24 protein-coding genes and 1 tRNA gene are annotated in these 20,466 nt (G+C 58.5%); 9 read left to right on the top strand and 16 right to left on the bottom strand.

The window, feature by feature from the left end; genetic code table 11:
• The first annotated feature begins 252 nt into the window (after positions 1-252).
• The 3 genes from ykgO to GV819_RS20650 all read left to right on the top strand — a co-directional run bounded on the left by ykgO (position 253) and on the right by GV819_RS20650 (position 2,576).
• Positions 253-402: a type B 50S ribosomal protein L36 gene (ykgO, locus tag GV819_RS20660; protein WP_020297337.1), complete on the top strand. Its 150-nt coding sequence runs from the start codon at positions 253-255 to the stop codon at positions 400-402.
• A gap of 266 nt (positions 403-668) precedes the next feature.
• Positions 669-1,553, top strand: a complete 885-nt coding sequence (locus tag GV819_RS20655; RefSeq protein ID WP_161757892.1) for a LysR family transcriptional regulator — start codon at positions 669-671, stop codon at positions 1,551-1,553.
• A gap of 186 nt (positions 1,554-1,739) precedes the next feature.
• Entirely contained in the window at positions 1,740-2,576 is an 837-nt protein-coding gene (locus GV819_RS20650) for a bifunctional allantoicase/(S)-ureidoglycine aminohydrolase (RefSeq protein ID WP_161757891.1), read from the top strand.
• A gap of 231 nt (positions 2,577-2,807) precedes the next feature.
• Here GV819_RS20650 and GV819_RS20645 read toward each other — a convergent pair whose 3' ends face one another.
• The 3 genes from GV819_RS20645 to GV819_RS20635 all read right to left on the bottom strand — a co-directional run bounded on the left by GV819_RS20645 (position 2,808) and on the right by GV819_RS20635 (position 5,924).
• Positions 2,808-3,278: a hypothetical protein gene (locus GV819_RS20645; protein ID WP_161757890.1), complete on the bottom strand. Its 471-nt coding sequence runs from the start codon at positions 3,276-3,278 to the stop codon at positions 2,808-2,810.
• A 317-nt stretch (positions 3,279-3,595) separates the two neighbouring features.
• The gene (locus GV819_RS20640) at positions 3,596-5,470 is read right to left on the bottom strand and encodes a D-arabinono-1,4-lactone oxidase (RefSeq protein WP_161757889.1); all 1,875 of its coding nucleotides are present in this window, start codon (positions 5,468-5,470) and stop codon (positions 3,596-3,598) included.
• Positions 5,471-5,597: 127 nt separating this feature from the next.
• Positions 5,598-5,924, bottom strand: a complete 327-nt coding sequence (locus GV819_RS20635; protein ID WP_161757888.1) for a hypothetical protein — start codon at positions 5,922-5,924, stop codon at positions 5,598-5,600.
• Between the two features lie 471 nt (positions 5,925-6,395).
• Here GV819_RS20635 and GV819_RS20630 point away from each other — a divergent pair, with 471 nt between their 5' ends.
• Together GV819_RS20630 and GV819_RS20625 are read left to right on the top strand one after the other, a co-directional pair.
• Complete coding sequence (locus tag GV819_RS20630; RefSeq protein ID WP_161757887.1) at positions 6,396-6,626, top strand: hypothetical protein; 231 nt, start codon at positions 6,396-6,398, stop codon at positions 6,624-6,626.
• Between the two features lie 133 nt (positions 6,627-6,759).
• Positions 6,760-7,029, top strand: a complete 270-nt coding sequence (locus tag GV819_RS20625; RefSeq protein WP_161757886.1) for a YceK/YidQ family lipoprotein — start codon at positions 6,760-6,762, stop codon at positions 7,027-7,029.
• A gap of 170 nt (positions 7,030-7,199) precedes the next feature.
• Here the strand turns inward: GV819_RS20625 and GV819_RS20620 are convergent, their stop codons facing one another.
• Entirely contained in the window at positions 7,200-9,458 is a 2,259-nt protein-coding gene (locus tag GV819_RS20620; protein WP_161757885.1) for a TonB-dependent receptor, read from the bottom strand.
• 309 nt (positions 9,459-9,767) lie between these two features.
• On the opposite strand from GV819_RS20620, the gene GV819_RS20615 reads away from it, so the two are divergent.
• On the top strand, positions 9,768-9,965 hold the full coding sequence (locus tag GV819_RS20615; RefSeq protein WP_178126045.1) for a hypothetical protein: 198 nt from the start codon (positions 9,768-9,770) through the stop codon (positions 9,963-9,965).
• Positions 9,966-9,977: 12 nt separating this feature from the next.
• On the opposite strand, the gene GV819_RS20610 is transcribed toward GV819_RS20615, so the two are convergent.
• The 3 genes from GV819_RS20610 to GV819_RS20600 all read right to left on the bottom strand — a co-directional run bounded on the left by GV819_RS20610 (position 9,978) and on the right by GV819_RS20600 (position 12,665).
• Positions 9,978-10,529: a GNAT family N-acetyltransferase gene (locus tag GV819_RS20610; RefSeq protein WP_161757883.1), complete on the bottom strand. Its 552-nt coding sequence runs from the start codon at positions 10,527-10,529 to the stop codon at positions 9,978-9,980.
• Between the two features lie 460 nt (positions 10,530-10,989).
• Positions 10,990-11,130, bottom strand: coding sequence for a DUF2256 domain-containing protein (locus GV819_RS20605; protein WP_161757882.1), 141 nt, complete (start codon positions 11,128-11,130; stop codon positions 10,990-10,992).
• On the bottom strand, positions 11,127-12,665 hold the full coding sequence (locus GV819_RS20600; protein WP_161757881.1) for a cryptochrome/photolyase family protein: 1,539 nt from the start codon (positions 12,663-12,665) through the stop codon (positions 11,127-11,129). The genes GV819_RS20605 and GV819_RS20600 overlap by 4 nt, the downstream gene beginning before the upstream one ends.
• Positions 12,666-12,956: 291 nt before the next feature.
• Here GV819_RS20600 and GV819_RS33555 point away from each other — a divergent pair, with 291 nt between their 5' ends.
• Positions 12,957-13,127: a DUF2514 family protein gene (locus GV819_RS33555; RefSeq protein ID WP_161757907.1), complete on the top strand. Its 171-nt coding sequence runs from the start codon at positions 12,957-12,959 to the stop codon at positions 13,125-13,127.
• A 44-nt stretch (positions 13,128-13,171) separates the two neighbouring features.
• On the opposite strand, the gene GV819_RS20590 is transcribed toward GV819_RS33555, so the two are convergent.
• Positions 13,172-13,678 (bottom strand): ClbS/DfsB family four-helix bundle protein, encoded by a 507-nt coding sequence (locus GV819_RS20590; RefSeq protein ID WP_161757880.1) that lies wholly within the window; start codon positions 13,676-13,678, stop codon positions 13,172-13,174.
• 756 nt (positions 13,679-14,434) lie between these two features.
• On the opposite strand from GV819_RS20590, the gene GV819_RS20585 reads away from it, so the two are divergent.
• Positions 14,435-14,785, top strand: coding sequence for a hypothetical protein (locus tag GV819_RS20585; protein ID WP_161757879.1), 351 nt, complete (start codon positions 14,435-14,437; stop codon positions 14,783-14,785).
• 120 nt (positions 14,786-14,905) lie between these two features.
• Here GV819_RS20585 and GV819_RS20580 read toward each other — a convergent pair whose 3' ends face one another.
• Both GV819_RS20580 and GV819_RS20575 read right to left on the bottom strand, forming a co-directional pair.
• Positions 14,906-15,217: a hypothetical protein gene (locus tag GV819_RS20580; protein ID WP_161757878.1), complete on the bottom strand. Its 312-nt coding sequence runs from the start codon at positions 15,215-15,217 to the stop codon at positions 14,906-14,908.
• Between the two features lie 260 nt (positions 15,218-15,477).
• Positions 15,478-15,565: transfer RNA gene (locus GV819_RS20575), tRNA-Ser, on the bottom strand.
• Between the two features lie 123 nt (positions 15,566-15,688).
• On the opposite strand from GV819_RS20575, the gene GV819_RS20570 reads away from it, so the two are divergent.
• The gene (locus GV819_RS20570) at positions 15,689-16,360 is read left to right on the top strand and encodes a Bax inhibitor-1/YccA family protein (RefSeq protein ID WP_161757877.1); all 672 of its coding nucleotides are present in this window, start codon (positions 15,689-15,691) and stop codon (positions 16,358-16,360) included.
• A 75-nt stretch (positions 16,361-16,435) separates the two neighbouring features.
• Here GV819_RS20570 and gspM read toward each other — a convergent pair whose 3' ends face one another.
• Genes gspM through gspH form a run of 6 tightly spaced genes read right to left on the bottom strand, consistent with a single transcriptional unit; the run spans position 16,436 to position 20,465 of the window.
• Entirely contained in the window at positions 16,436-16,939 is a 504-nt protein-coding gene (gene gspM / locus GV819_RS20565; RefSeq protein ID WP_368668922.1) for a type II secretion system protein GspM, read from the bottom strand.
• Positions 16,940-16,942: 3 nt separating this feature from the next.
• Positions 16,943-18,082 (bottom strand): type II secretion system protein GspL, encoded by a 1,140-nt coding sequence (gene gspL, locus GV819_RS20560; RefSeq protein WP_256667553.1) that lies wholly within the window; start codon positions 18,080-18,082, stop codon positions 16,943-16,945.
• Between the two features lie 6 nt (positions 18,083-18,088).
• Positions 18,089-18,976, bottom strand: coding sequence for a type II secretion system minor pseudopilin GspK (gene gspK, locus GV819_RS20555; RefSeq protein ID WP_256667552.1), 888 nt, complete (start codon positions 18,974-18,976; stop codon positions 18,089-18,091).
• Positions 18,969-19,604, bottom strand: coding sequence for a type II secretion system minor pseudopilin GspJ (gene gspJ / locus GV819_RS20550; RefSeq protein ID WP_161757876.1), 636 nt, complete (start codon positions 19,602-19,604; stop codon positions 18,969-18,971). Before gspJ ends, gspK begins: the two co-directional genes overlap by 8 nt.
• Entirely contained in the window at positions 19,601-19,996 is a 396-nt protein-coding gene (gene gspI, locus GV819_RS20545) for a type II secretion system minor pseudopilin GspI (protein ID WP_161757875.1), read from the bottom strand. The genes gspJ and gspI overlap by 4 nt, the downstream gene beginning before the upstream one ends.
• Positions 19,971-20,465 (bottom strand): type II secretion system minor pseudopilin GspH, encoded by a 495-nt coding sequence (gene gspH, locus GV819_RS20540; RefSeq protein WP_161757874.1) that lies wholly within the window; start codon positions 20,463-20,465, stop codon positions 19,971-19,973. Before gspH ends, gspI begins: the two co-directional genes overlap by 26 nt.
• Position 20,466 lies beyond the last annotated feature (1 nt).

The following is a 20,466-nucleotide window of genomic DNA, read 5'->3' as shown; positions in this document are numbered from 1 at the left end:
GTGATGGGGGGGCGGGTGCCGCCGCTGGTCAGTGGGGGCAAAGGGCGATTATTGATTTCCATGGCACTGCATCCTTCAGTGGGAGGTTGAATTAAAGGTAGCGACTGCTTTTCGACGACCTTTAGTTTCAAGACGACTATGCCGCCCTCAGGACAAGGAGTCAGGCCGCATTGGCCTGCAGTTGATAATTATTCCTATTGGTGATTATGATATGTTATTACATTGTCAGATCCCTTCCAGGAGTAATCCCCCATGAAAGTCTTGTCGTCCCTCAAAGAAGCCAAAAACCGTCACCGCGACTGTCAGATCGTCAAGCGTCGTGGGCGGATCTACGTGATCTGCAAATCCAATCCACGCTTCAAGGCCCGCCAGGGTGGGGCGAAAAACAAGAACAAGGGCTGAGTCGACGGTTCGACCGGGAGGAGCTGGTGGTTATCCGTCAGCACCGCCTACTACAGTCCAGAGTGTGCACGCAGGTGCAGCTATCGAGTCAGCTCGGAGTCGTCGAATCTAGAGAATGAGTGTGCGGTGGACCTGCTCCGTTTTTCGAAAGAACGGTTTTCATTCGGGCTTTTGAGCACGGCAGGCGGTGGCCCGGCAAGGGGTGTTTGTCACCCAGGGCAAGAACCGGTAGAAAGCGCATACGCATTCAGAAAATAGATAACCTCATGAGCGACAGTGAAAAATCCAATAATCGCTTGTTCGACCTCGACCTGTTGCGGGCGATTGTCACGGTGGCTGATTGCGGCAGTTTCACCACTGCCGCGAGCCGCCTGCACTCGACCCAGTCGACCATCAGCCAGAAGATCCGCCGCCTCGAAGACATGGCCGGGCACCGCTTGCTGGAGCGCGGCAACCGCGATGTGCTGCCCACCGATGCCGGCGAAACACTGTTGGGCTACGCCCGGCGCCTGCTGGCGCTGAACGATGAAATGGCCGAGGCCCTGTCTGGCGCCATGGTCGCCCTGACCGTGCGTATTGGCGTCCCGGACGACTTCGCCGCTGGGCGTACCACCGCGCAACTGGCGGCCTTCAACCGGCGTTACCCCCAGGTCAAGCTGGAGGTCAGCAGCGGCATGAGCCGCGACCTGAGCGCCAGCTATGATCGTGGCGAGCTCGATCTGGTGTTGCTCAAGCAGCGCCAGAACAGCCGCGAAGCGCTGCTCTGCTGGCCGGAAAAAACCTGCTGGGTGGACAGTGCAAAGAACCCCTGCATCGACCTCGATCCGTTGCCCATCGTGACCTTTCCGCCAAGAGGCGTGTACCGCGACGAGATGATCAACGCCCTGGAGTCCATCGGCCGGCGCTGGCACATCAGCTTCACCAGCTCCAGCCTCAGCAGCCTGCAATCGGCGATTGCCGACGGCATGGGCATCGGCCTTCTACCGCTGCGGGCCGTGACCGCGGATCATCGGGTGTTGCCGAAAAATACCGTGCTGCCGTCTGTGGATGCCTTCGAAGTGGCGCTGCTGCATCGTCCGCAGGCAGATCCTATGGTCAAGGCGTTGGCGCAAGTGCTGTCACAGGTGCTGGCGCAGGAGACCAGGGGCTGAAGAAGTCTGGCATTCGATAAGTGAATAATACGGATTCCAACATTTAATTTGTGCATGAATGCACGGCTGGATATCGTTGTCGTCATCAGCGGTCCGCACCTGAGCCACGGCGCGTCGACCTGCCGCTTTGTTCACCCTGGTGCCGTTTCCACGCCGGGCAACAAAACAACAATGAGGAGAGTCTGCATGTCGAAAACCACTTATTACGCGCCGCACGGCGGGCACCCGGCCCAGACCGAGATGCTCACCGACCGCGCGATGTTCACCGAAGCCTACGCGGTGATTCCCAAGGGCGTGATGCGTGACATCGTCACTAGCCACTTGCCGCACTGGGACAATATGCGCATGTGGGTCCTGGCCCGCCCGCTGTCCGGTTTCGCCGAAACCTTCTCGCAGTACATCGTTGAAGTCGGCGCCAATGGTGGCAGCGACAAACCCGAACAGGACCCGAACGCCGAAGCGGTACTGTTCGTCGTCGAAGGTGAACTGAACCTGACCCTGCAAGGCCAGGTCCACGTCCTCAAGCCGGGTGGCTACGCGTTCATTCCGCCGGCCGCCGACTGGAAGCTGCGTAACACCAGTGGCACCGAGGCGCGTTTCCATTGGATCCGCAAGCACTACCAGAAAGTCGACGGCGTGCCATACCCGGACGCCTTCGTCACCAACGAGCAGGAAATCGAGCCGCGGGTGATGCCCAACACCGAGGGTCGCTGGAGCACCACGCGCTTCGTCGACATGAGCGACATGCGCCATGACATGCACGTCAACATCGTCAACTTCGAGCCGGGCGGCGTGATTCCCTTTGCCGAAACCCACGTCATGGAACACGGCCTCTATGTGCTGGAAGGCAAGGCGGTGTACCGCCTGAACCAGGACTGGGTCGAGGTCGAGGCCGGTGACTTCATGTGGCTGCGGGCCTTCTGTCCGCAGGCTTGCTACTCCGGTGGCCCGGGTCGCTTCCGCTACCTGCTGTACAAGGATGTGAACCGCCAGATGCGCCTGACCCTGAACGCGGCGCATTGATTCGCGGGCGGGCAGGGTTGCGATTCTTCGTGACGTTGCCCGCCTGAAGATCAGCAGAAAAAAACCGGCGAGCAATCGCCGGTTTTCTTTTGCCTGGAGCAATCTCGCGAGCGGTCCGCAGGTGGCTTTCAGTCCTGTCGGTCAGGGAGCCAGTCAAGGGGCAATCAAGTTGCCGGGGCCGGTTGCACATCCATTGTCTGATGGGAAAGGGCGGCCATTGCTCCCAGGGCCTCAGTTCTTAGGGGCTGAAAGGTAACTGGAGAGCTTCTTCTGCGCCGTGGACAGCTTCATTTCGTTCTCTGCCCGGTGCAGGTTATTGGTGCTGGAGGACAGTTGGCTGGTCAGGACTCCCAACTCGCCCATGATGCCTTGCGTCTTTGCGTCACGGTCTTTGTCGCTCAGCGATTGATCGTTCCTGATCGCGTCCAGCTCTTCCATTTTCTTTTGGATTTTTTCCTGTATCTCGCGGATGACTTTGAGGATTTTCTTTATGCCATCCGGCAGATTGCTGGCATCAATATCCGCGTTTTTATCTTTTTCAGCTGAAGCTTTGGCTGTTCCTTCAGGGGACAGCGTGACTTTGATACCGCTGCCTGGTTCGCCTTGATCGGCAGCGACTGGGGTTTCAGCCGTCTCGATCCTGATGGCGCTAGAGGGCTCAGGGACTGTTGCCTGGGGATGGGTTGCAGAGGTGATTAACACGATGGGGTTCTCCTTCAGATCCTCAGGTTATCGACGCCGTGCAGGTGCGCTTGAGGTGGGGACGGCAAAAAGCTGGTGCGCAAACAGTGATTGAGGCGTGGGCGCTGCGCGATTTGAGGCGATCAGCTTTCGACTCAGGCACAAGGTGGAAAAATGCGAAAACGCTCTGGATAATGCGCGACCGCTATCAAATCCCAGACACAAGAAAGCCCCGACTCATCAGGGCTTTCTCGTTGAGGTTTGGCGAGGGTTTAGAGACTCGAACGCCATGATCTTTTCAATACACACCCTGTGCGTGTCGCCCTGGCAGGGATGTTCTATCGAGTTGTCTCGCCCAGCAGTGCCGCTACGAAACTGTTGTGGAAAACGCCCTGCGGATCGCAGGTTCTACGGTAGGACTCGAAGGCTTGGGTTCTTGCACTGCGACGCTGCGCCAGGTCCTTGATGAACGCCGGGTTGAACGGTGGCGAAAACGTTCCAGCCGGTCGACTCGGGTCGTAGAAGCCGAACATCTTGCCGGTGTGCGGCATGCCTCCCAAGGCCACCCAGGCCCGCTCGATGTCGGCGAAGAAACGCAGTAAGCGATTGGGGTACTCAGACGCCGCGACGGCCGGCACGTAGCCGATAAGGTCCAGATTGACGAAGGTCGCATTGGGGGTTTCGGTGTACGTCCCAGCCAATGCGCTGTCGCCGCCACGGACGAAGCGGAACTCCATCGGAGCAACCAGCAGGAAGTCGCTGGAGCTCTTGAGGCGCGCCATTACCGCGTCAAGGCCCTGCCAGGCCTTGCCGAGCCCTGCGTCATCGAGAACCGGGAGTTCGATAAAGTAAGACATGAAGATCACGCGCGAAGCCTTGGTCAGCCACAAGTCGGAGTAGACCGCCGCGGCCTGATCGAAGAGTGTTTCGATCGTGAGGTATCCGGCATCAATGATCGCGCTGGCCGCGGTTTTGACTCCCGCATACTGAGCCGCAATGAGGGGCGGCTCGAGAATCGGCTCCATCGGTATCAGATAGGGCGCGCCGAAGACATTCTCTTCCGCCAGGGCGCACGCACTCGGCACGTTGCTCCTCAAGTTTGGAATGTTCGTCGCTGGGGACGAGACCACGTCCCACCACAAGATCAGAAAGTCGTTGGTGTACGGGTTGACGAAGGACTCAACGCGATCATGGTTCGCGAGTTGCGTCTTGAACCGGGCGATGAACGTTTGCTCATCGTTACAAGTGATCTTTGCGTCCTTGCCTGACTTCAACGTCGTGGCCCAGGGGCGTGGCATCACCTCCACGGTGACCGAGGTGACGACCCCCAGGGCACCGAGAGAGACGCGTGCGAACTGTAAAGGCGACCAACCATCCACTGTCGGCGTCTCTCTGTCGATGGTCTTCACCTGGCCATCCGCCCCCATGATGCTGAACGCCGAGACCGTTTCCGCGAAGATCGGCGCGTTGATGGTCGCACCATGCACGTCAACCGCCGTCATCCCGCCAAGGCTGAAGAAACCGCCGGCGGTCACGGTCTTGAGCATCAAGTCATGGGTGGTCAGGAACGCATCCAGTTCGTCCTCGCGCACGCCGGTATTCACCGTGACCTTGGTTCCCGAGGGATGCAACACGATGGACTGATTGCCGCCGGAACCCAAGTCCTTGTAGCAGGAGAGATCGATGAGCCAGCGGCTAGGGTTCGGGGCGATGCGATGGTCTTCGGCGACCAGTGCCGGTTGTGCATGCCGCTGGCCGGAAACACGCACTGTTGCGCCAGCCTTGGGCGCTTGACTGACGATGTCTTGAAGTTCAACAAGGTTCGTCGGCGAGAAGTAATATTCACCATCGATCGTCATTGTATGGACGATGTTCTGAGCCCAGTTCCTCCACGGCAGAGGTTGGACTGTGAAGTGCAAGGTCGTCCCCGTGACTTCATAGGCCGCCAGCTTGCCGTTATTCGCCGACTGAACTAAGGGGGTTCCTTGGTTACTGTTTCCCAGAACTGCGGAAACGTAAGGCGCTACCCCAATTGCATCCGCCGGGACCCCGATCGATGAAAGTGCAGGGCTCACCTTGTACAGGCCGTTGTTGAAGTTGCCGCTATTCCAGGCGGAAGTGCGCCAGCTTCCCTTCGAATCAAACCATTGAATCGAAAAGTTCATGATAAAGATGCCGTTGTTAAGGCAGCCAATTCGCTCGACTTTTCTCATTGAGGTTTCCAGATAAGTTCTTGCAACTTAAAATAGACGGTCTTTGAGTGATGTGCACTGACGCCAACCCCCCAACGATGGTTCATTGGAAAGTTGACGCCAGGCATCATCGGGAGAAGCTTTCGATCTACTCGATCAAGTTGATTGCAAAGCCAATGAACGTAGTCCCGACTGCGTCATATGTAGCGATCTGACCGTTTGCGGCGAAGGCGAGAAACGGCGTTCCCTGGCCGGAAGTCCCAGCCACCGCGTGCCCGTAGACCGTCACCGCCAGCGCATTGGCCGGGACACCGATGGTGTTCAGGTCAGGAGTCGTCCGCGAAGTTGCCACAGGGAAGTTGCCGCTATTCCACTCGGAGGTCACCCAGCGGCCGTCGCTGCCCAGCCATTGGACCGAGAAATTGAATACGTAGCCGCCTTTGTTGTTAACGGTGATTTTCTGGACCTGTCTCATAGTCGTCTCCTGTTACGGTAAAAGATGTCAAATTGAAATGCTTCGGGCTCCACCCTTTGGTGGTGGATGTATTGCTTGTTGTTTAGCAGGTGCTAATCAGAGGCTGTTGTAAACGTATGAAACAAATGTGTGGCCTTGTTTCATGTTGCCCCTTAACTACTATTAGGCGACATTTCAGTCGTATGGCACGCCAGTCAATGTCGCTTAATATTCTGTTTGTTTTCGTGATGCCATGGCTTTCTTGAGGTCCGCTGCAGCAATCGCCATAGGTGTAGCAGAGGAAGTGCGACAGCAGAAACAAGCATCCATGCCGGCAGGGTCAGTCCTTTGTTACATTGAATTTGATTGGCTGTTGCTGCGCGCTGACTACTAGGACTATAGCAAGCTTATTTTTGCTATATATATAGTTTCGAATTGGGATTTGTTCTTGTCCCTATTAATAGGGGCGTGCTGGAACTAGGAATAATCAGGATGTTCAGGGTAATCCAGCGGCTGGGCGTGAAGCCGAATGAAGTGATCGATATCAGGAGCCATGCGGCCCTGAGCCGGGTGATGCTCGGGATCATCATTCATGAGAACGGTGGCGATTTCCCGATCCCGGGCAGTTTGTGCCGGGGCGATAGCCTCTCAACACCCGTCACGACAAACCTTTCAAATTGTCGCGAGCACTTTTTCTCACGACTGCTTCTGGCCGTGACATAGCGTTGTAGCGGGTGGATTCCTTCGCCGCTGCCGGCGCAAGGTTGATCAGGATCGGAAGATCCCAGCCTATGCGCCGGTTTTTTTGCACTGGTCCCCAATGCTACAGTCCCGCCAAACCCAAAGAGGGATCGACATGCGGGTCTTGATAGCGGCGGCGATGGTTATGCTACTGGGTGGTTGTTCGACTTTTGCTGAAACCTTCGGGGATCGCCCCGGTTGTGGGGCGCATCCCTATTGTGGAAGTTTCACTGATATCGAGCTGATCAAAGCGGTATCGGACGAAAGTGCCGGTGCCCTTTTGGCGCTGGTGCCGCTGGCAGTGATTGATCTGCCATTCAGCGTTGTTGCCGACACGTTATTCTTGCCCTACACCGCTTTTCAGGGCGCGCCTTCTCCGCACTAGGTCGCTGGTAGGGAAATGAAAAGGCCCAGCAGACAGTCTTGGCCAGTGCGGCGTTGCATGGCTGCTCATCCGCCTTGATCCTCTCGCAGAATCGATTTCTGCCACGTACCACTGGCAAGAATCGATCCTCGTCCCTGCGACCGAGAGGTGTAGGAGGAACTCTCTTCAGGCTAGAAATCTACAGTAGCGGAAAGCTGCACAGTACGCGGTGCTCCCAACCCCAGACTGGTCAGCAATGGCATCCCCCAGTAAGCCTTGTTGGTCACGTTGTTCACCGTGCCGCGCAAGGTCAGTGGCTGGGATGCGACCTGGGTTGTGTAGCGCGCGCCCATGTCATAGATGGTGTAACCCGGCAGCGATAGCGAGTTGTCGGCGCTGATGTACTGCTTCGACACGGCAGTCGCATTGGCGGTCAAGGTCAAGCCTTGCACGACCGGCGTGTCCCATTCGACCCCGACCTTGCCTTGCAGCTTCGGTTGCCCGGTGGCTGTCTTGCCTTCATTGACGCCCCCTGCGGTCTTGGTGAGTTTGGGGTCGAGACGGGCGATGCCGCCCATGAGACGCACGTCGGTCATTGGCGAGCCGAAGAAGCTCCACTCAACGCCACGGTTGCGCTGTTCGCCGCCAAAGGAGAACACATTCGTGACCGGGTCCGTGTAGCTGCTGGGGCGCTCGATCTGATACAGGCTCAGGGTATGGGAGAAATCGCCAAGATCGACCTTGACCCCGACCTCTTTCTGCTTGGACTTGTAGGGCGCGAACACATCGCCGGCGTTTGCCGCTGTCAATGGTGCGCTGACGCCCTTGCTCAGCCCTTCGATGTAGTTGGCATACAGCGATACGTCGTCAGTCACCTTGACCAGCACCGCCGCGGCGGGGGTTGTAGCGCTTTCGTCATAGCGGGAGCTGCGTCGCCCCGTGGTGACACTGAAGGAGTCGGTCAGTACTTGCTGGCGACGAACGCCCAGGGTGAGTTGCAGCCGGTCCTCGAAAAACGACAAGGTGTCGGCTAGGCCGTAGCTGGTCAGGCGCGTTTCGGTGTGCAGCACTGCTGGCCAGCTCTCTGCGGCCTCTGGGCCCCACACGGGATGGTAGATATTGGTGAGCCAGTTCGCGCCGGGGACGGATCGACGGCCGTAGTCCTTTTCCTTGTCGGAATAGTGCGTGGCGTTGATCGACCATTGGTGGCCAATGCCGAAGGTGTCCAGCTTGCCCTTCAAGCCGGTTTCGCCCGAGGTTTTCTCCAAGTCGATCTTCAACTGGCCCATGGTGCTCTGCAGGTCGCCGGCAGTATTCAGTACCTGGGCGGACATGACGCCGTTGTAGGCATAGTCGGTCTTGCTGGTGCCCGCCGCAGCGTAAGCCATGACGTTGTCGCTAAGGTCGTATTCGCCGCGTACGATCGCCCCCTTATCCTTGGTATCGACGTAGCCCCAGCTTGGGTTGAGCAGGGTGTCGGATTTAGGTGGCTTGGGGACGGGGACGCCCGGAGCCAGACTGATGCCGCGGTTCTGGCCTTTGACTCGGTCTTCGCTCTGGTAAAGATCGGCGGACAAGCGCGCGCGCTCGCCACGCCAGTCCAGGCCGAGGGAGTTGAGCTGGGCTTTCATCTGCTGGTGATCGGTCGCCGTGTCGCCATCCCGGTAGACGCTGTTGAAACGTACGCCCAATTGCTGCTCTTCGCCAAAGCGCCGGCCAACGTCGAGGTGCCCGCCAAACTGCGCATCAGACATGTAGTTTGTGGTCACCCGTGTCAGCGGCTCGGCACCTGCGCGCTTGGGCACCAGGTTGATACTGCCGCCAACCGAGCCGCCGGGCGGCATGCCGTTGAGCAAGGCCGATGGGCCCTTGAGCACTTCTATGCGCTCGTACATTTCGGGTGAGATCCGATAGAAGGGGGCAACGCCGTACAGGCCGCCGACAGCCACGTCGCTGATGCTGGAGGCGAAACCGCGGATTGAGTAATTCTCGCTGAAGGTGCCTTTCAGCCCGTTGCTGAATACCGCGGGATCGGTCTTGGCGATCACGTCGGTGATGTTCTGGGCCTGAGTATCCTCGATGAACTTTTCGGTGTAGCTGATGGTGCTGAAAGGCGTCTCCATGAAGTCCTTGTTACCCAGCAGCCCGACGCGCCCGCCTGAGGCAACCTGGCCACCGGCGTAGGCCGGCGGCAGTTCTCCAGGGGCATCCATGCGGCCTTCGACCATTGTTTCGGATAACTCCAGGCTGCCGCTGCCAGTACTCTTTCGATGTTCTTCTTGCTGTTCAGCCAGTTCGGCGGGTGGCGCTGCAGCCACGGTCATGGACGCGCCGCTCAGGCTCAGTAGCAGTGCGATGTGTGCGGCGGTGAACGTTCGATTGAATTCAAAATAGGCTGAGACCTGCCGTGGTGATGGGCAGGCGCGCAGTGGCTTGCAGCGTTCCGACATACTGGGTTCCTTGCGATTCGCAGAGTAGTGAAGGTCTTCACTAGTACTTCCGAACCAAAATGGAAAACCCGTAATAGTAATTATTATTATTTTGATCGGGCGAGTGAACCGAGGGCTCCGGCCTTTGCTGAAAGCGGAACGACGAACCCTGATGATCTAGTGGATTTCGAGGCGAGGTATCGTTGAGCCTTCAATCAGTGGAGGTGCCGCGTGTGCGTGCACGGAATCGAGTACAAGTTTTACTGTGCTTCAAGCGCCATAAAAGGCCATGACGGCCTTGGGCTTGAGTGCTGGGAGAGCGATAAACGTATGCTGTTCGAGATCTTTCGCAACGATGAAACGCTGCGTTACGAGGTGACCCTGTTCGAGCAGGAGCTGCTTGAGCGGGAAGGCCCGCGACGGCGGACTGCGAGCACTGTCAGCGCTGTGACAAAGCGCTCGACAGTGTTGAGCGACGGAATAAGTAATCCGCGCCACGTTTTCAGCGTATGCCAAATCGTGGCGTGAGATTGGACTGGGTCATGAGTTAATAATCGAATGCCGGTCCTCGAATGTTGCGCGCTCAACTTTGTAAAAGTAGTTCTCTTGCGAGCCTTCAGTTAGCGGTTTTATTAATTTGTGTGAGAGCTCCCCGCCAATCTTTTCCATTGCTCGCTGTGAGCGAATGTTTTGACCCGCGACGTGGAACCAAACGGTATCGACCCACTGAAATGCGTGCTTTAACATCAGGCGCTTTAGCTCCCTATTAGCGTTGCCTCCCCATTTCTCGCGAGATAAAAATGTGTACCCGATAGCAACCTCACGCCCTTCCTCGCTGTATTCGTAGTAGCGAGAGCTGCCTACTACTTTGCCGCTGTCGCGTTCGATAACGATCAGTGCACTCTTTGATGTAAGTGCTTCGTTAAACCATTCGCGAAATACAGGCTCTTGGTAGCGCGTTTTGCTCTGGTGCTGAGCCCAGATCAATGGGTCGGATGCGACGCTGTACAGTGATTCGAAATCCGTAGCTTGCAGGGGGCGCAGCTCAAGTGACTCACCAACGATGGACGGAGAGACTGGTAGTGATTGCATCGTTTTCTCCAAGGGTTTGAACGCAACAAGTCGTGGCGTGAGGTTTAGCAGATGAGTAACGCCCCCCGCCTGCGCCATGTTTTACCGATGAACCAGAGCGTCAACAAGACTCTTGCCGATCTGCACAGCGATATCGCCAAGGCTAACCGGTATCACTGCGCCGACTTACGGCAAAATCCTCGCCTACCTCCAGGCGACGTATCGATCGATCTACGGGGACGATGTTTATCTTGAACTCGACTCACAGGATGGGCAGTTCCTGGCGGTTCAGGCTTTAGCCATCAGTGATGCCAACGCGGCAATTATTGCGGTCTACCTTGTCGATCACCGAGCAGCAGTGACTGCAGATACTCTCGAATGTCCGCCAAGTGAAGATTCACAATCTGGCCCCGTTGAGCCCTGGCTGACCAAGTGCTTTGATTGGAATACGAAAAGGCCCTATGAAGGCCTTTTTTATAGATCAGCGTTCAATCGATTTATTATGTCGGCAACGTTCCGAGCAGTAGCGTACTTCGCCCCAGCAGCGAGTCCATTTCTTCCGCCAGGTGAAGGGGAGGCCGCAGGTGGCGCAGGTTTTGACCGGAAGCTCACTCTTTTTCAAAATGACTCACCTGCATCTAATTTGGTGAGCAATGACTGGCCACGTTGCCAAAGCGCCTGCTGTTTTGATTCAGGCATGCGGTCGAGATTTTTATAAACCAAGCTCATGCGTTGATTGCCGCGCAGACGGTCGCCGTGACGCATCAGGAAGTGCCAATAGAGCGAGTTGAAAGGACAAGCGTCGTCAGTGGTGCTTTCGCTCACCTTGTAAGCGCAGTCACGGCAATAGTCAGACATCCGCTTGATGTACTGGCCACTCGCACAGTAAGGCTTGGAGCCTAGATAGCCGCCATCGGCGTGCATGACCATGCCCAGTGTATTGGGCAGTTCCACCCAGTCGAAGGCGTCCATGTAGATCGCCAGATACCACTCGCATATTTGGCTCGGTAGGATGCCAGCGAGCAGGGCGAAATTACCGGTCACCATCAGCCGTTGGATATGGTGAGCGTAGGCGTGCTCGATGCTTTGGCTGATGGCTTGGCGCATGCAATTCATCTTCGTTTCGCCTGTCCAGTAGAACTCTGGAAGCGACCTGGTGTTGCCGAACATATTGCCATTGGCATAGTCAGGCATCTTCAGCCAGTAGACGCCACGGACATATTCCCGCCAGCCGATCAGTTGGCGAATAAAACCTTCGGCAGCATTAAGTGCAATGCTGCCCGACCAGTATGCTGACTCAACATCGCTGCAAAGCTGGCGAAGATCCAGTAGGCCAATATTGAGCGCAGCGCTTATACGGGCATGAAACAGAAAGGGCTCGTCGCTGGCCATCGCGTCTTGATAGTCACCAAAGGCTGCCAGGCCCCAGTCGAGGAAGTAATCCCACAGGGCCTGAGCTTCGGCATGGGTTACCGGGTAGTCGAATGTGTCGAGAGCGCCATAGTGGTTGCTGAAGTGTGTGGCCACCAACGCAAGCACCTCCTGAGTGATTGCATCTGGCTTGAAACGGGCTGGCGAAGGGGGCCTGACCCCCTTGGGCAAGGCCTTGCGATTTTCTGCATCAAAGTTCCAGGCGCCGCCGACCGGGCTGCCGTCGCCATTGAGCAGTAACCCACTCTTGCGGCGCATCTCTCTGTAAAAGAACTCCATGCGCAGCTGTTTTTTGCCTTTTGCCCAGTCAGAAAACTCGCTGCGTTTGCAGAGAAAGCGAGTATCGGGATGCCACTGGATCGCTAAGCCACAGTTCTTGATTGATTGCTCAAGACGCCAGTCGCCACACTCGGTCAGGTGCACTTGGTCTGGATGTATCAACGCTTGCCAGCGGCGTAGCTCATCCGGTATCGATCCGCTACTTTGCGGATCATCCAAGGTGACGTATTGAACTCGTATCCCGCGCTGTCGCAATGCTTCTGCGAAGTGGCGCATAGCACTGAAAATGAGGGTTATTTTTTGCGGATGATGTGGAACATGGCTGGCTTCTTCCATCACCTCGGCCATGAGCACCGTATCGCTCTCTTTATCAAGCCCCTGCAATGAGGCGAGGTCGAAAGATAATTGGTCGCCCAGGACGAGGTATAGCCGGCGAGTCATATTCATCAAGCGCAATCCAGTTGAGGAGCGTGTAAAGATCCAAGGGCTTCTTAGCTTTAAATCCGCAGACCATTTTGTGAAAAGAAGTCTTGCGAATTATTGTACAAGAAAAAAATAACGTACAATTTTTTGTGCCGCCTTTGCTGGAAAGCGCCAGTGATCTTTTCCGATTGGATGCGCCGCCCTGAGCCTGATCAATCATCCCGGGCGGCCTTGCCGGGTAGGCCGGCGGCGTGGCTCTGCCCAGCCTGGTCGTGAAGGTGCGGGCATGAATGCCCAGGCGCTGGAGCCTGGGCGCTGTTCAGTGCATACGGCCACGGCAATGCGCTGAAGGATGCCGAGTGGCAAGCGCGCTGGAGCACCCGTCAAGCTGGCGACAGGCAGGCCCGCGCCCTGGCAGAGCGTGAAGAGCGCGAGAAAGAACAGGCTCGGCAAAGCTTAATCAACCAGGCGGTGCTAGATGGGTAGTGCAAAGTTGATCAAGTGTGGCTGGGTAGGTAGGTGTCCACGTTTCAGGCTTGTGTCTTCAGCCACGCGCGAAGGCGGGTTCGGGCATTGGCGTAAGGAGATGAGGTATTGAACTGGATCATCCGCCCTTTGGTCCATTTTCCGTACCAAGCGGCGCCATAGAGTTCTTCTTCTGATCTTGTCGCTATCGTCGCTGCAAGCTTTGTCTTCGCTTCTGCCAGGCGGGTGAGCAGTTCATGCCACCCGAGTGCGCTGTAATCTGCGTAGAACTTCTGCGCCAGCAGGCCAAGTTGGTTCCACTTGAAGCCGACCTCTGGATAGTCAACCGACTCATCCCGGTCGTCGCGGTCTAGCCATTTCAGGACCAGCTCGTTCCATCCAATCAGATAGGCCACCAGATCGGCTGGACTCATGGTGGTACCTTCGACATGCCCCGTCATTGTGGTGTCGCGCGTACGATCAGGCGCAACTTCGACTAGATCGTCCATCAGCCTGTTGAACGTCTTGGTAATGGCCGCAAGCAATTCTGTCTTGGAGGTTGGAACAGCCATGAGCTTCCTTCTTTCATCTACATAGAGGCTTGAGGCGCCCCAGCGATGGTTGTTTGTCGCCAGAAAACCTCTGGGGTTGCTTGGGTCCGCGTGGTGATGCGCAGTTAGAGGCCAATAGCTTAGACGCAGCACTCGTCATAGTCATGTGTAGCCCCCGATCACGAAGTATCAGCGGGGTGAGAGCTAAAGGATGAGCAATGGCCCAGGCCGGCGCTCGCCACTTTTTCATGGTCAGGTACTGGCCGCGGGTGAAGGCCTGGCTAAGTCGGGCACTGAACTGCTCGCGCTGCCTGCGTAGTGATAAGGCACCAGTCGGTATCGAGCGCCGGGGCAAGTAGTCTGCGCCACGTTGTCTAATGCGCTGAATCGTGGCACGCAATTATGAAAGCGCTTGAAACGGATCTGACAAGAGACCGCAGTTGTAAACGGTTTGAATCGCCTTGAGGTAGGAGTTGCTGTCAATGAGGATGCTGTACTCCCCGGTCAGTGAGGGAATCCCGAGTCGCGGACCGGCGATGTTCTCTGATGCTTGATCCTGTTGTAAAAGGCGTGGGCTATCGAGAGATTAACGCGGGGTCAGGGGAGTGACGTGTGAGCAGGCCTACAGCGCTGTCGCGGAAAACTGACAGCTATGTTAGGGCAACCCTAAATGTGACTGATTGAAAGCACCTGACTAGCATTTCAGAAAGGCGGCGCACGGAAGCAACTCTATATGCGCGGGTTATGATGCTTGTGCATATCGATGAGAGACTGACAATGCCGTTCAAATTGCTGACCATTTCAGCCATGTCACTCCTAGTGATAGTTAATTTTCTGGTGCTTCCTCAGGTACTGAATGGCCTCAGGTCCAACCCGCAATTTCAAACTTACGTGACCGATCCGGACCTGACATTCCAGTTGTTCAGTCAGTGCAAAAAGCAGGTAGTCGATGCTGAGGCCTGTTATCAGGCATACAGCGCAGCCGTCGCGCTTGCCAACTCTGAGGACTGTAGCGTTGCAGGCATTGCCTTGCAGCGTAGGTTCAAACATTTGGTAGAACACAGCACGCCTGCCGCAATTGAGAACGAGATCGCCAAGAAATGCCCAGTTGTACAAACAGGTCTCTAGGCTAAATGGTGGCGATAAAATCTTAGGCTCGGTGCAGTAGAGTTTTGTTATGTGAAGCTGGTGAATTTCTCTCTACTGCGCGATTTTAACCAGTGGCTGCGACGTACCTGTTTACCCTTATCATTCTCGGCGTGACGCTCTCCTAGCGCTTTCTGGTAACTGCCGGCGCAGATCCTCGTTCGCCTGGTCCTTACTCCGGACTGTTGTTTCCAGGTCGCTGACCTTCTGGCGCAACCGCGCCGCTTCTCCGGCCTTATCACGCAGACGGGCCAGGGCCTCGTCGCGGTCCTTCTCGGTCTGCGCCTGCATGTTGACCAGCTTGTAGATGTTTTCCCGGGCTGCTCGCAGCTGCAGGTTCAGCTCTGCGATCTCATTTCCAGCAGCAGGATGTGCTGCTTGCAGGTTTCCAGGGGCGAAGGAATGGCCAGCCAATCGGCTGTGTCGTCTTCTGTGTGCACAGTACTACCTCGAATCCAATGCTGTATGTGCACACAGTAATCGGGGCTTGATCATGGCGCGATTTGTGCCGACGAACTGAGGGGGATGGTTGGTGCGCGGTCGGCAGGGCGCCGAAGGAGGGAAGTTTTATAACGGTTGCTAAATAGTTTTGTAACGACGTTTGTGGAGTGCTTCCTGAAAAATACCCCAGACACAAAAAAGCCCTGAAAAATCAGGGCTTTCTCGTTGAGATTTGGCGGAGGCGTAGAGATTCGAACTCTAGGACCTGTTACAGTCGGCGGTTTTCAAGACCGCTGCCTTAAACCACTCGGCCACACCTCCAGATCGTGTTGCGGGCGCCATAATACCCGAATGAAACACACTGTCAAACTCTCTGCGTCGCGAGTTACAGAGCCTCTGTTATCATCCATGCCACTAAATGTTTCCCCCAACAGGAGTGTCGCCATGCGCGAACAGGATTACGCAGTTAACAACGGCGTGCAGGCCGAGCAGCTAGAGGTTAGCCGCGTCCTGCGCAACACTTATGGTTTGCTGGCCCTGACCCTCGCGTTCAGCGGTGTGATGGCCTATGTGGCGCAGCAGATGCGCGTCGGTTATCCGAACATCTTCGTGGTGCTGATCGGCTTCTACGGTCTGTTCTTCCTCACCAACAAGCTCCGTGATTCGGCCTGGGGCCTGGTCTCGGCATTCGCCCTGACCGGCTTCATGGGCTTTCTGCTCGGCCCGATTCTCAACCGTTATCTGGGCATGCAGGGCGGCGCTGAAGTGGTCAGCTCGGCATTCGCCATGACCGCGCTGGTGTTTGGCGGCCTGTCGGCCTACGTGCTGATCACCCGCAAGGACATGAGCTTCCTCGGTGGTTTCATCACCGCCGGTTTCTTCGTCCTGATGGGCGCAGTGCTGGCCAGCTTCTTCTTCCAGATCAGCGGCCTGCAGTTGGCGATCAGCGCCGGTTTCGTGCTGTTCTCCTCGGTGTGCATCCTGTTCCAGACCAGCGCTATCATCCACGGTGGCGAGCGTAACTACATCATGGCTACCATCAGCCTGTATGTATCGATCTACAACCTGTTCGTCAGCCTGTTGCAGCTGTTCGGGATCTTGGGTCGCGATGACTGATCCCTGGCGCTGAGCCAGAAAAAGCCCGCTTCGGCGGGCTTTTTGTTGTCCAGGTTTCAAGCTGCGGTCAAGGTTTCAGCGGGTCTGCACCTGCAGCCGCGCGGTGGCCAGGGCATCCTTGTTGACCTCGATGGAAAACGACAGCACGTCCACCTGCTTCTGTTCCAGTTGATCGACCCAACCGATCAGGCTCCCCAGTGGTCCTTCCAGGGCCACGCTGATCCGGCCCGGGGCTTCGTGGTCCATGCGTTCCAGGTTGAGGCCGGCCTGGCTGGTGGAGCGGGCCAGCAACCCGGGCAGGGCGTCGGCGGAAATCGCCGGCAGCGGATTGAAGGCACTGGCGGCGGGCAGTTGTTGGAGTTGTTGGTGCAAATGCGTTGCCTCGATAAAGCCTTGCTCGGCATCCCTTAGGGCCTGTTGCTGCGGTTGCCAGAGCAGTAGATAGAAGGTGGTCAGCAGGGTGAACACAGCGAGACCCTGCAGGGCCCGTTGCTCGCGTTTGGCCAGGCGCTGCCAGTGGATTTGGGATGGGCGCAGCAGGGCGGCCAGGGGCGACTTTTTTACTACGGACGGGTTCACGCCTCACTCCTTGATCTGCAACCGCGCGCTCACCCCTTGGGCATCGCGTACGGAGGAGTCGGTGCTGGCGTCCAGGCCCTGGGCAATCAGGCCTTCGCGCAGTTGTTGAAGGTCGGCAAAGGCTGGTGCGCTGATTTGCAGGCTCCAGCCTTCACCAGCTTGGTAGTCGATACGCTGGACCAGGACCAATGCGCCGTGGCTGGCGCTCCATTGTTCCGCCAGGCGCGACAGTTTGTCGGCGCTGCCGGGGCTTTCCTCTACCTCTTGGCGTTGCTTGGCGCGAATCTGCGTCGCCAGGTCGGTCACCGGGCCTTCATCGGCGAAACGCTGCTGCCAGAGGGCCAGGCTTTGGGCCTGGAGCTGGTCGCTCTGGTGCTCCAGGTACCAGCGCTGGCCGCTGCTCTGCAGCAGTTGCGCGGCTGCGACCAGCAGTAGCCCCAGCAGCGCCAGGCGCCAGGGCGCGGCTTGTCGGGGCCGGCGCAGGAACTCGCCCTGGCGCAGGTCGATGGCCTGCTGCGAGCCCAGGCTCAGGCAGTCCCAGGGGCGTTCATCAACCTGCCAGTGCTGCGGGTCAAGCCCCTCCAGCGCCGGAGGCTGCGGCCCTTGCCAGTGCAGGTCCGCGGGCAGCAAGGGCCGCAGGCCTGCCAGCTCATCGGGCGCCAGGGCCAGGCGCATGGGCGCCGCGCCCCCCAGCAGCCAGCGACCGTCCCAGGCCAGGGCCCGGGACTGATCCAGGGGCAGGCAGTCGGCGTCGACATGAATGCGCATGGGCTGCAGGCCCAGCGCCTCCAGTTGGTGCAGGCAGTGGCCCAGGCGCTCGCGATTGAGCGCCAGCACCGGGCAATGGCGCTTGTCCTTGAGCGGCCCATGGGCCAAGTGCAGGCTGTCCAGTTCATCGATCAACTGTTCTTCCAGGGCACTGTGCAACGCCTGGCGCAGCCAGCGACCGCTACGGGCAGGCACGCTGACCTGATGGTGGCTGGCCATTTCCATGGGCAGCAGCAGAATCAGTGGCTGCTGCCCCAGGTCCGCCGCGGCCTGCTGCAGATCGCCCTGCTGCAGGGGGCCGTCAGCCCGCCACCAGAAGCAGCGCCAGGGCATCGCACCGGTGGCGTGGGGGGAAAGGTAAAGCCACTGGCTCATGTCGGGTTACTCGTTTTTCGGTTGATCAGGGGGAGGGCTGGGCAGCAGCGTGCGCTGCTGTACCCGGACTTTCTTGGTATCCATCAGCCGTAGATCGCTGACCAGTCGCAGCCGTCGCTGGCCCTGTTCGACGTCGACGGTGGCGCGAAACAGCCGGCTGCCGACCCCCAGTCCCTGAGGGCTGATGTCCCGGCCCTGGAGCATCGGGTTGGAGAGAAAGGCCGCCACGTCGGGATAGCCCTTGGCCGGGCGTGCGCTGGCCAGGTTGCGGGCGGTGGGCAGGTCGATGCCTTCGATACTGGCCAGGATCTCGGCGCGGGTGGTGTTGACGTTGATCGTGCTGTTGTCGAAGGCGTCCACCCAGGGCGCGAGTTGCTGCAGGACCTGGCTGTCCACCTGGGGCAACTGGCGCAGTTCACTGAGATCGCCCAAGGGCAGCGGCACGCCGTCGCGGTTGCTCTGGCCGATCAGCAGCGCCGGGTCATGGGCCTTGATCCCTTGTTGGGCCAGCAGGCGTTGGTAGCGGGCGCGCAGGTTGAGGCTGTTGCCCTGGCGCAGGCTGTTGAGGTTGAGGCGGGCACTGAGGTCCTCCAGCTGGATGTGGATACGCCCACCGTCGACCTCCAGTACCGGCGTCGGTTGCGCCCAACGCTGGCCCAGGTGAGTCACTCGCAGGCCGCCTTCGCTACGGGCGTCTTCCAGCAGTTGCTGGCGGGCCCAGCTTTCACCGCTCAAGGCCAGCTGCCAGAGTTGCTGCTGTTGCACCAGGTTGCGGCTGCTGTGCAGGCTGAGCCGCTGGCGGGCGAGCATGTTGCTGACCATCAGGGTCACCAGGGCGGTGATCAGCAGCACACTGAGCAGGGCCATGCCCCGTTGTCGGCGGCGGTCAGTCATTGCCCGGCTCCGCGTCACTGTCGAGGCCGCCGGGCAGCAGGATCACCCGGCGGATCTGCGGGTAACCCGGGGCGTCCAGTTCGATCTCCAGCGCCGCCGGCAGGCTCAGGCTCTCAGTGCCCACTGGCCAATGCTCATGGGCCTGGCCGAGACCGTCGATAAAGCGCAGCCGAGTCAGTTGCACCCCCGTCAGCAGTTGCTGTTGCTGGCCAGTCGGGCCGGGCGCGCGCTGCGCCTCATCGGTCGCCGCCAGGGGCTGTGACAGGGCGCGGTTTTCCCGTAGCCAGACGCCGTCCTGCCAGCGATGGCTGGCCTGCAGCAGATTGCTGCGGGGGTATTCCAGGGGGTTGCTCCAACCGCCGCGGACCAGGCTGATACCGTCGGGCTGGCTGATCAGTGCCTGGCTATGGCTGGGGTCGTCCAGTAGCGGCTGGCGCCGCGCCTGGACCAGGTCGCGCTCCAGCACACTGATGGCCCGTTGCAAGGCCCGCAGTTGCTGCTCGTGCTGGCCAATGCGCTGGTCGCTGCGCATGACTCGGTCGAGAAACTGATAGGTGGCCAGCCCCAGCAGGCTGAAGATGGCAATGGCCACCACCACTTCCAGCAGGGTAAAACCACGCTGCGTCATGGCCGGGCCTCAAGGTAACCGAGCAGCTGCGCGCGGCTGTATTGACGGGCCTGCTGCGGATTGGATTCGGCGGACACCCGCAGCTGGACCTTCAGCAGGTGAGTGTCGGCCGCCGTCTCGACGTCGCTGAACAACCACCAACTGCGGCCGCCGAATTCGATGCGTTCTTCGGCATGGCGTGCGGGTGGCTCCTGCATCCCGGCGCGCAGTTCATTCATTCGGTTGTCGGCGATCCACAACGCCAGGGTACGTTCGGTGAGGTTGGCGCTGTTCACCGCGACATGCTGCACCGCGCTGAACAGGGCAATCGACAAGGTGGCAAAAATCGCCAGGGCGACCATCACTTCCAGCAGGGTGAAGCCCTGGTCAGTCCTGGGTTTCAAGTTGTGCATCCTGTATTCCGTCGCTGGAAAGGCTCAGCAGTGCCTGGTTGCGGTACTCGATCGACAAGGTGTAGGCGCTGGTTTCATCACTGGAGAGCACCAGCAATTGCGGCAGGCCGTTACGGGTGCTGCTGGCGCCCAGGGTCGGGCCGGCCTCGGGCACTTCCAGGCGCAGGCGCAGCTTTGGCGGCAACGGCTGCGACCGAAAATCCGTAGCCGGGACCCAGCGTCCCCGGGCATCGAGTTGCAACACCGAGTAGCCGTCAGGTTCGATGCGCAGGCCGTAGTCCTGATAGCCGAGCACCGCTTCCTGGCGCAACAGCTGCAACAGGTCCTGCAGGCGCTGGGCTTCCTGGCGTGCCTGGCGCGGTCCCGAGTCAGGGTTGACCAGGCCCACCAGGCCGGCAGTCAGGGCGATCAGCAGAATCACCACCAACAACTCCAGCAGGGTGAAGCCCCGGGCTTGACGTCGTTGCACC

It is taken from the genome of Pseudomonas sp. Fl5BN2, assembly GCF_009908205.1.
Classification (GTDB): domain Bacteria; phylum Pseudomonadota; class Gammaproteobacteria; order Pseudomonadales; family Pseudomonadaceae; genus Aquipseudomonas.
This window is presented reverse-complemented; position numbering and strand designations above follow the sequence as displayed.